General features: G+C 60.3%; 9 protein-coding genes. 3 read left to right on the forward strand and 6 right to left on the reverse strand.

Features of this window, described 5'->3' with window-relative positions; all coding sequences use genetic code 11:
* The 4 genes from dgcB to FEM54_RS15230 all read right to left on the reverse strand — a co-directional run.
* The coding region (gene dgcB / locus FEM54_RS15215) for a dimethylglycine demethylation protein DgcB (RefSeq protein ID WP_138451716.1) at positions 1-1,797 on the reverse strand (1,797 nt) is incomplete at its 3' end.
* A 167-nt stretch (positions 1,798-1,964) separates the two neighbouring features.
* Positions 1,965-4,025: a dimethylglycine demethylation protein DgcA gene (gene dgcA, locus FEM54_RS15220; RefSeq protein ID WP_099550382.1), complete on the reverse strand. Its 2,061-nt coding sequence runs from the start codon at positions 4,023-4,025 to the stop codon at positions 1,965-1,967.
* 16 nt (positions 4,026-4,041) lie between these two features.
* Complete coding sequence (locus FEM54_RS15225) at positions 4,042-4,572, reverse strand: DUF5943 domain-containing protein (RefSeq protein ID WP_099550381.1); 531 nt, start codon at positions 4,570-4,572, stop codon at positions 4,042-4,044.
* Between the two features lie 69 nt (positions 4,573-4,641).
* Complete coding sequence (locus tag FEM54_RS15230) at positions 4,642-5,619, reverse strand: dipeptidase (protein WP_014720245.1); 978 nt, start codon at positions 5,617-5,619, stop codon at positions 4,642-4,644.
* A 219-nt stretch (positions 5,620-5,838) separates the two neighbouring features.
* Here FEM54_RS15230 and FEM54_RS15235 point away from each other — a divergent pair, with 219 nt between their 5' ends.
* Positions 5,839-6,240, forward strand: a complete 402-nt coding sequence (locus FEM54_RS15235; RefSeq protein WP_017139363.1) for a lysozyme inhibitor LprI family protein — start codon at positions 5,839-5,841, stop codon at positions 6,238-6,240.
* Positions 6,241-6,280: 40 nt separating this feature from the next.
* Positions 6,281-6,697, forward strand: coding sequence for a DUF3010 family protein (locus tag FEM54_RS15240; protein WP_138451718.1), 417 nt, complete (start codon positions 6,281-6,283; stop codon positions 6,695-6,697).
* 113 nt (positions 6,698-6,810) lie between these two features.
* Here FEM54_RS15240 and FEM54_RS15245 read toward each other — a convergent pair whose 3' ends face one another.
* Positions 6,811-8,001 (reverse strand): AAA family ATPase, encoded by a 1,191-nt coding sequence (locus tag FEM54_RS15245; RefSeq protein WP_017139365.1) that lies wholly within the window; start codon positions 7,999-8,001, stop codon positions 6,811-6,813.
* 68 nt (positions 8,002-8,069) lie between these two features.
* A complete protein-coding gene (locus tag FEM54_RS15250) occupies positions 8,070-9,014 on the reverse strand; it encodes a GlxA family transcriptional regulator (protein WP_099550379.1) in 945 nt (314 codons plus the stop codon).
* Between the two features lie 194 nt (positions 9,015-9,208).
* Here FEM54_RS15250 and FEM54_RS15255 point away from each other — a divergent pair.
* A partial coding sequence (locus tag FEM54_RS15255; RefSeq protein ID WP_276614578.1) for a glycine betaine ABC transporter substrate-binding protein occupies positions 9,209-9,768 on the forward strand: 560 nt, incomplete at its 3' end.

Below are 9,768 nucleotides of genomic sequence, written 5' to 3' on the forward strand. Positions count from 1 at the left end.
ACCCACGGCCACCAGCTCGGCGCCGGTTTCACGGATGTCTTCCATGCGCATATCCGGGATCCGCTGCTTGCCGGGAATATCGGTGATCGGCGCGCCGCCACCGCCGCCGCAGCAGCGCGAACGGAAGCCCGAGCGTTGCATCTCCTTGACCTCAATGCCCAACGCCCGCAGCACTTGGCGCGGCGCCTCGTATTCGCCGTTGTAACGGCCCAGGTAACAAGGGTCGTGGTAGGTCACGCTGTTGCCCTTGTGCTGGCCCAGGTTCAGCGCGCCTTCACCGATCAGCTCGGCCATGAAGGTGCTGTGGTGCTGCACGACATAATTACCGTTGAAGGCGCCGTATTCGTTTTTCAGCACGTGAAAGCTGTGCGGGTCGCAGGTGACGATACGCTTGAAGCTGTACTTGGCCAGGGTCTGGATGTTGCGTGTGGCGAGCAATTGGAACGTGGCCTCATCACCCAGGCGGCGAGCGACGTCACCGCTGTCGCGCTCCTCCAGGCCCAGTACTGCAAAATCGACCTTGGCCGCTTTCAGCACTTTGACGAAGGCGCGCAAGGTGCGTTGGTTGCGCATGTCGAAAGCGCCGTCGCCGACCCAGAACAGCACGTCGCTGCTGCCTTTTTCGCTGAGCAACGGCAAGTTCAGGTCCGCTGCCCAGTTGAGGCGACCGCCCGGTGCGAAGCCGCCGGGGTTGTCGGTGGCGATCAGGTTTTCCAGGACTTCGGCGCCCTTGTTCGGCGTGGCACCTTTTTCCAGGGTGAGGTGGCGGCGCATGTCGACGATGGCGTCGACGTGCTCGATCATCATCGGGCACTCTTCCACGCAGGCGCGGCAGGTGGTGCACGACCACAGGGTTTCGGCATCAACCAAGCCGTTGACGATCGGCTGGTGCGGGTTGCCGCCGTGCTCGCCAATCGGTTTACCTGGATAAGGGCTGCCGGCGAACTTGGCATCGGTGCCACCGGCCAGGCCGACGACCATGTCCTGAATGAGTTTTTTCGGGTTCAGCGGCTGGCCGGCGGCGAACGCCGGGCACGCCGCTTCGCACTTGCCGCACTGCACGCAGGCGTCGAAGCCGAGCAGTTGGTTCCAGGTGAAATCCTTGGGTTTTTCCACGCCCAATGGCGCGGTTTTATCGCTGAGGTCGAGCGGCTTCAAACCTGTAGAGCGGCCGCCACCAAAACGCTCGGCGCGGCGGTGCCAGGCCAAGTGCAGGGCACCGGCGAAGGCGTGCTTCATCGGCCCGCCCCAGGTCATGCCGAAGAACATTTCGCTTACGCCCCACAGCACGCCCAGGCTCAAGAGCGCGGCGAGCAGCCAGCCGCCGAAGTCGGCGGGCAGAATCCCGGCCACCGGCAAGGTCACCAGGAAGAAGCTGACCGAGAACGCCATCAGGCTTTTCGGCAGGCGCATCCACGGGCCTTTCGACAGGCGTGATGGCGGGTTGCGCCGACGTAAATAGACGAAGGTGGCGCCGACAAACATCAGCACCGAGGCCAGCAGCAAGGCATAGCCGAGGATACGGTTATGCAGGCCAAAACCGTGCACCAAAATGGCCAGCAACGCCGACAGCACAAAGCCCAGGGCTGTGGCGACGTGGGTGTTGGCGATGTATTTGTCGCGGGCGACCACGTGGTGCAGGTCGACCATGTAGCGCTTGGGCATGGCCAGCAGGCCGCCCAGCAAGTCAACCTTGGAAGCACGCCCACGGCGCCACATGTTCACCCGGCGCAGGGCGCCTAGGGCGGCGAGGCCGATGGCTGCAAACAAGAGAATAGGAAGCAAGGTGTTCAACATGGTGAAGCTCCCAAAGACCACACAGGTCTTGCATGGGAACCGGATAAAGGTGGGAGCTGGCTTGCCTGCGATGGCATCGCCTCGGTGTCACTCAAGACCGAGTCGCCTGCATCGCGGGCAAGCCCGGCTCCCACATTGACCGGTTCCCACAGTGGTTCGGTGGTTGCCTAGAAATCCTTGCACAAGCGCAGGGCGTCATAGATAGCGGCGTGGGTATTACGCTGCGCCACACAGTCACCAATGCGGAACAGCAAGTAGCCGTCACCCGCTTCGCTCAAGCACGGCTGCGGCTTGATCGCGAACAAGGCTTCGACGTCAATCTGGCCCTTGTTGCGCGAACCTTCCTTGAGCCCGTAGTAGATAGCTTCGTCCGGGCGCACGCCGTTCTCGACCACCACCTGGTCAACCACGCGTTCTTCCTTGGCGCCGGTGTATTCGTTCTCCAGCACCGCCACCAGCTTGTCGCCCTCGCGGTAAACCTTTTCCAGCATCATGTCGCCGGTCATGATCACTTCTTTGGGGTACATGCTGCGGTAGTAAGTCGGGAACGACGTACCGCCAATCGCCACGCCAGGCTTGATGTCGTCGGTGACGATTTCCACCTGGCTGCCTTTGTCGGCCAGGAAGTCCGCCACCGACATGCCGGTGAACTCGCAGATGGTGTCGTACACCAGCACGTTCTTGCCCGGCGCGACTTTGCCGTCGAGCACGTCCCAACTGCTGACTACCAGGCCTTCAGCGGCGCCCCAATGTTCGTTCTGCTCGATAAACGGATGCCCGCCGACGGCCAGCACCACGATGTCAGGCCGCAGGTCCAGGATGGTCTCGGCATCCGCCGCCACGCCCAGGCGCAGGTCGACTTTCAAGCGGGCCAACTCCAGCTGGAACCAGCGGGTGATACCGGCAATCTGGTCACGCTGCGGGGCTTTGGAGGCGGTGGTGATTTGCCCGCCGATAAACTCTTTCTTCTCCAACAGGGTTACGTCGTGGCCACGTTCGGCCGCGACCCGCGCCGCTTCCATCCCGGCCGGACCGGCACCGACCACCACGACTTTGCGTTTGGCCCCGGTGGATTTCTCGATGATGTGCGGCACGCCCATGTATTCACGGGAGGTCGCGGCGTTCTGGATGCACAGCACATCCAGGCCCTGGTATTGGCGGTCGATGCAGTAGTTGGCGCCGACGCATTGTTTGATCTGGTCGATCTGGCCCATCTTGATCTTGGCGATCAGGTGCGGGTCGGCGATGTGCGCACGGGTCATGCCGACCATGTCCACATAGCCGCCTTCCAGAATGCGCGTGGCCTGGTTCGGGTCCTTGATGTTCTGTGCGTGCAGCACTGGAACCTTGACCACTTCCTTGATACCGGCCGCCAGGTGCAGGAACGGCTCCGGCGGGTAGCTCATGTTGGGGATCACGTTGGCCAGGGTGTTGTGGGTGTCGCAACCCGAGCCCACCACGCCGATAAAATCGAGCATGCCGGTGTCGTCGTAATACTTGGCGATTTGCTTCATGTCCTCGTGGGACAAGCCGTCCGGGTGGAACTCGTCACCACACAGGCGCATGCCCACGCAGAAGTCGTCACCGACCTCGGCGCGCACGGCCTTGAGTACTTCCAGGCCGAACTTCATGCGGCCCTCGAAGGTGCCGCCCCATTCGTCGGTACGCTTGTTGACCCGCGGGCTCCAGAACTGGTCGATCATGTGCTGGTGCACCGCGGACAGTTCGACACCGTCCAGGCCACCGGCCTTGGCGCGCTTGGCGGCGCTGGCGTAGTTGCCGATCACGCGCCAGATTTCTTCCGGCTCGATGGTCTTGCAGGTGGCGCGGTGTACCGGCTCGCGCACGCCGGACGGCGACATCAGGGTTGGCCAGTTAAAGCCGTCCCAGCGCGAGCGACGGCCCATGTGGGTAATCTGGATCATGATCTTGGCGCCATGCTTGTGCATGGCGTCGGCCAGGTTCTGGAAGTGCGGGATGATGCGGTCGGTGGACAGGTTCACCGAACTCCACCATTCCTGCGGGCTGTCGATGGCCACCACCGAGGAGCCGCCACAGATCGCCAGGCCGATACCGCCCTTGGCTTTCTCTTCGTAGTACTTCACATAGCGGTCGGTGGTCATGCCGCCGTCGGTGGCATACACCTCGGCGTGGGCGGTACTGAGCACGCGGTTGCGGATGGTCAGTTTGCCGATCTGGATCGGCGCAAACATTGCTTCGAAAGCCATGGCACGGTTCCTCGACTTACAACGGCTTGACGGTGAACAGGCCGTCGTCATGGCCCTCTTCGGAGCCTCCGTAAACTTGCTCGGCTACGGTGCGAATCTTGCTGCCGCGCGCCTGCAGAATCTGGTCCATGGCACCGGCAAACCAACCGGTGAACATGTAGTCCACTTTGCGCCCGACCTTGCCGTACACGTAGACAAACGCCGAGTGTTCCAACTTGACGCTGGCGGTGCCTTTGTCGAGGTCGATATCCTGGATCTTGAACAGGCCCCAGCCGCGTTGCGACAGGCGCTTCATGTAGTGCTCGAACACCGCAACGCCTTCCAGGCCGTGGCACTCAGCTTCTTTTTCACACCAGTGCCAGGCGGATTTGTAGCCGGCCTTGTAGAGGATTTCGGCGTAGGCATCGCTGCCCAGGACTTCTTCGATGCCCATGTGGTTGTTGACGAAGAAATGCCGTGGCACATACAGCATTGGCAGGGCGTCGGAGGTCCAGACACCGGTTTCGCTGTCGACTTCGATAGGCAATTGCGGGGCGATTTTGGCCATGGAAACTTAACTCCAGAAAATTCTTAGGTGTGCCCCCGATGCGAACGGCCGGGGGAGAAATGCGGTGGCTTATTCGCCCCAGACGTCTTTCAAGACATTGACCCAGTTCTCGCCCATGATCTTGCGCACCACGCGCTCGCTGTGGCCGCGTTTGAGCAGGGTCTCGGTGAGGTTGGGGAACTCGCCCACGGTGCGGATGCCCAGCGGGTTGATGATCTTGCCGAAGCTGGTCAGGCGGCGGGCGTAGCCTTTGTCATGGGTCAGCATTTCAAAGAAATCCTGGCCATGGCCCTGGGTGAAGTCGGTGCCAATGCCAATGGCGTCTTCGCCGACGATGTTCATGGTGTATTCGATGGCTTCGGCGTAGTCGTCGATGGTCGAATCGATGCCCTTGGCCAGGAACGGCGCGAACATGGTCACGCCGACAAAACCGCCATGGTCGGCGATGAACTTGAGCTCTTCATCGGACTTGTTGCGCGGGTGCTCTTTAAGGCCCGACGGCAGGCAGTGGGAGTAGCACACTGGCTTTTTCGATTCGAGGATGACTTCTTCGCTGGTTTTGGAACCGACGTGGGACAGGTCGCACATGATGCCGACACGGTTCATCTCACCGACGATCTCACGACCAAAGCCCGACAGCCCGCCGTCACGCTCGTAGCAACCGGTGCCGACCAGGTTCTGGGTGTTGTAGCACATCTGCACCACACCCACGCCGAGCTGCTTGAAGATCTCGACGTAGCCGAGTTGGTCCTCAAACGCATGGGCGTTCTGGAAGCCGAAGATGATGCCGGTCTTGCCCTGCTCTTTTGCACGGCGAATGTCGGCGGTAGTTTTCACCGGGATCACCAGGTCGCTGTTTTCACGGATCAGGGTCTGGCTGGCAACGATGTTGTTGATCGTGGCCTGGAAGCCTTCCCACACCGACACCGTGCAATTAGCGGCGGTGAGGCCACCTTTGCGCATGTCTTCGAACAGGTCGCGGTTCCACTTGGCAATAATCAGACCGTCGATAACGATGCTGTCGGCGTGCAACTCGGCTGGGCTCATCAGGCGTCCCCTTATTGGCGATTCATGCGCCGAATCGTCTGCCGGCGCTTTGGGGCCAGCATATGCTCAGGGGCCGACGGAGCCGGGTGCAAAAACGACAGGGGAATTGCCGAAAGCGTCAATCAGCGACAAAGGCCTACATGACATAGCTGACAGGTGGCTGTTCTTTGTCCCACGCTTGAGCCAGAATTTGCTCATCACCTGATATGAGACGGCGCAATGAAATCGATTTTCCTGGCTTTGGCACTCATCGCAACCGGCGTACACGCCGCTGAAGACACCGACAGCACGCCCTGCGATGGCATCGAAAACGACAAACAAACCCTGGAATGCGCCACCTATAACAAAACCACCGCCGAGCAATTGCTCAAGGATAACTACCAGGGCTTGCTGGAACGCATGGGTTCGACCTATGGCAGCAACAAATCGCAACTGGCCGACATTACCGCTCGTCTGAAGGATGCCCAGCAGAAATGGGAAAAGCTGCGCGATGCCGATTGCGCGGTGGACACCTTCCCGGCGGTGAATGGCAGCAAGGACTACGCGATTCAACAGAATGACTGCCTGGCGCGAATGAGTGATGAGCGGTCGGAGTTTTTGGAGTCGATCGGGCAGGAATAAGCGACAATCCCGTCACTTTTTCTCTGAAACCAGGCTATCCATGACTATCTGCGGCATCGAAATCAAAGGCAGCGAAGCCATCATCGCTGTCGCCTCCCTGGACAACCAGGCGCTGACCCATGTGGCCCTGGCCACCAAGAAAATCGCGCTTGAAGACGACGATGAGGCGGCCAACGTCAAAGCCTTCGCCGCCCAAGTGAAGGCGTTTGTGCAAGAAAACGCCATCACCCGCATCGCGATCAAAAAACGCAGCAAGAAAGGCGAATTCGCCGGTGGCCCGACCACGTTCAAGATTGAAGGGGTGTTTCAGTTGCTCGACGGTGTTGAGGTGGCATTGCTGTCGCCGCAGACCATCAATGCGCAGAACAAAAAGCACGATTTTGCCCTGCCGGCCTCGCTGAACAAGTATCAGCATGAGGCCTTCAAGGCGGCGTGTTCGGCGCTGGTAAAAAAGTAAGCCACACCACCAATCCCCTGTGGGAGCTGGCTTGCCTGCGATGGCGGTTTGTCAGATAACGCTGTACTGCCTGATCTACCGCTATCGCAGGCAAGCCAGCTCCCACATTTGATTTATGGTGTCTTTGAATTCGCTGTACGGCTTCTGTGCAGCAGCCAATCGCCAAAGGATTTGTCTTCCAGGGCATACCCGCCGCGACTCGACTTCCACACTAGCTCTTTGTCACGCAAGGCATCGATACAGGCCTGAATGGTCTGGGTGCCCGGCACCACGTCGCTGCCCATGTCCTCCAGTGCCTTGCTGACCGCCGTGAGTGTACTGTCGGTAAACGGCGCAAAAGGCTCGTTGTTCTGCGAACGCACCACCATCACCTCCAACACAGCACGCTGGGGAATGGTGAGGTTGTTCCACGCGCTTTCAAATTCGGTCCACACGCCGGCACGCAACAGTTCGGCGCGGCTGTGCAGCAGTTGGCCCAGGTTGCTCGCCTCGCCCAACTCCAGCGCCACTTCGCCGATGATGGTACGCAGCATCTCCGGGCGCCGGCCGACCAGTTCAAAGGCTTCGTCGATGTCCGCCGCGTTGAACTGATTGGTTTTGGCCAAATGCGCGTTGAGGTGCAGGGTGTAGGCCTGGGTAAACTCTTTGCCGAGCAAAGGGAACGGGGTAATGCTGGAGCCGAAGAATGGCTGGCTTTTACCGAGGACCAAATGCGCAAGCTTGTCGCGATTGGAGCCAGTGAATACCAGGCGCAAGCCACTGCCCTCCTCGTCACGGCCCTGGTTGAGCTGATCCCGGGCAGCTTTCAACGCGAACATCGCGTTGATACCAGGCTCGGTGGTCAGTGCGTGCTGCGCTTCATCAATCACCAGCACGACGGGCTTTTCGGCTGCGCTGTGGAGCAACTCCAAGGCTTGGGTCAGCGTCGCGCCAACCGGCAATTGTGGCTTGCTGAAGTCCCAGGACAAGGTACGCAGGAAGCTTAGTTTCTCGATTCCAATGTTCTTGGCCAGCTTGCGAATGCCCTTTTCATAGGGCACCAGCGCCGCAGCAATCGCGCTGGCAATCAACTCCGCGGGGTCTTTTTCTTTGTCAGCCCAGAGATCGACATACACCGTCAGCCAACCCCGCAACTGGCACTCCGGGATCAAGTCTTCGCGCAAAAAGGTGCTTTTGCCGGTACGTCGAGGTGCTGCGAGGAACAGGCCTGAAGTGAAATCCTGAATCCCGGCGCCCACCAAGCCATCAGCAATGCTGCGAGCCAGCGTCGGGCGGCGAAACACAAAGCCGCTGTGCTTGGACATGGTTTTATACTCAATTATTGGAAGCACTATAAATTATAGTCGTGAGTATAATTGACTATAATTGCCGGTCAAACCACCTCCCGTCGCCGATCCTCTCTCGGGCACTTGGCAAACCGCGCCCTGTAGCTGCGGGTGAAGTACGACGGCGACTCAAACCCGCACGCAATGCTCACTTCCAGCACGCTCATGTCGCTCTGGCGCAACAACTGCCGGGCTTTTTCCAGGCGCAGGCCGAGGTAGAAGTTACTTGGCGTGTCGTTCAGGTGCAGGCGGAATAGCCGTTCCAGCTGACGCCGGGTGACTTTAATTGCATCGGCCAACGCCAAGGTGCTCAGCGGCGGCTCGGTGTGTTGCTCCATTTCACCGATCACCTGCACCAACTTCTTGTTGTTGATGCCATAGCGCGTGGCGATCTGCATGCGCTGGTGGTCCTTGCGCGGGCGGATGCGCCCGAGTACGAATTGCTCGGACACCTGGATGGCCAGGTCCGGGCCGTGGGCCTGGGCGATCAGGTCGAGCATCAGGTCGATGGAGGCGGTGCCACCGGCGCAGGTGATGCGCCGGCGGTCAATCTCGAACAGTTCCTGGGTCACGGTGAGCTGTGGATAAGATTCCTTGAACGCGTCGATGGCTTCCCAGTGCAAGGTCAAGCGGTGGCCGTCGAGCAAGCCTGCTTCGGCGAGCACGCAGGCGCCGGTGTCGATGGCGCCGAGGGTGACGCCGTCGAGGTCGAGGCGGCGCAGCCAGTGTTCAAGTGCGGGCGTGGTGAACTTCAAGGGTTCGAAGCCTGCGACCACCATCAGCGTCGCGCCTTTTTTCAGCGGCTCCAATGCGGCGTCGGCGTTCACCGACATGCCATTGCTCGCCAACACCGCGCCGCCATCGGCACTCAACACGTGCCAACGGTACAACTCGCCGCGAAAGCGGTTGGCCACGCGCAGCGGTTCCAGCGCGGAGATAAAGCCGATGGCCGAGAAACCCGGCATCAGCAGAAAGTAGAAATCCTGGGACATGGTGGCGCTCTCGTAGGACGGGCAGCGTGCTCACTGTGATACGCCAGTTCAACGGGCCATTCAAGAGCACAGGTCGCTGCAGTGCAAGAGCTGGTCGCCGCCGTGCGCTTTGCCTCCCCTCAAGCTGCGTAACTTGATCCCACGGCGCACAAAGACGCCGGCACCCACAATAACGACCTGCCGAGGGATCCACCATGAACCGACTGATCAGCCGCTGCGTGCTTGCACTCAGCGCCAGCGCCATCTTAAGCACCAGCGTATTCGCGGCCGACGCAGAGTCTTGCCGGAACGTGCGCATGGGCGTGGTGAACTGGACCGACGTAATCGCCACCAGCGCCATGACCCAAGTGTTGCTCGACGGCCTCGGCTACAAGACCAAACAAACCAGCGCTTCCCAGCAAATCATCTTCGCCGGTATCCGCGACCAGCGCCTGGATATGTTCCTGGGCTACTGGAACCCGCTGATGACCCAGACCATCACGCCGTTTGTGGACGCCAAGCAAGTCAAAGTCCTCGACAAACCCAGCCTGGAAGATGCGCGCGCCACCCTAGCGGTGCCGACTTACCTGGCGGATAAAGGCCTGAAAACCTTCGCCGATATCGCCAAGTTTGAAAAAGAACTGGGCGGCAAGATCTACGGCATCGAGCCAGGCTCGGGCGCCAATACCCAGATCAAGGCGATGATCGCCAAGAACCAGTTCGGCCTCGGCAAGTTCCAGTTGGTGGAGTCCAGCGAAGCGGGGATGCTCGCCGC

The organism is Pseudomonas edaphica (assembly GCF_005863185.1).
GTDB classification, from domain to species: Bacteria; Pseudomonadota; Gammaproteobacteria; order Pseudomonadales; family Pseudomonadaceae; genus Aquipseudomonas; species Aquipseudomonas edaphica.

Coding starts and splice junctions, on each gene's coding strand:
- dgcA (WP_099550382.1), bottom strand. CDS start 4,025: ATGGCTTTCGAAGCAATGTTTGCGCCGATCCAGATCGGCAAACTGACC.
- FEM54_RS15225 (WP_099550381.1), bottom strand. CDS start 4,572: ATGGCCAAAATCGCCCCGCAATTGCCTATCGAAGTCGACAGCGAAACC.
- FEM54_RS15230 (WP_014720245.1), bottom strand. CDS start 5,619: ATGAGCCCAGCCGAGTTGCACGCCGACAGCATCGTTATCGACGGTCTG.
- FEM54_RS15235 (WP_017139363.1), top strand. CDS start 5,839: ATGAAATCGATTTTCCTGGCTTTGGCACTCATCGCAACCGGCGTACAC.
- FEM54_RS15240 (WP_138451718.1), top strand. CDS start 6,281: ATGACTATCTGCGGCATCGAAATCAAAGGCAGCGAAGCCATCATCGCT.
- FEM54_RS15245 (WP_017139365.1), bottom strand. CDS start 8,001: ATGTCCAAGCACAGCGGCTTTGTGTTTCGCCGCCCGACGCTGGCTCGC.
- FEM54_RS15250 (WP_099550379.1), bottom strand. CDS start 9,014: ATGTCCCAGGATTTCTACTTTCTGCTGATGCCGGGTTTCTCGGCCATC.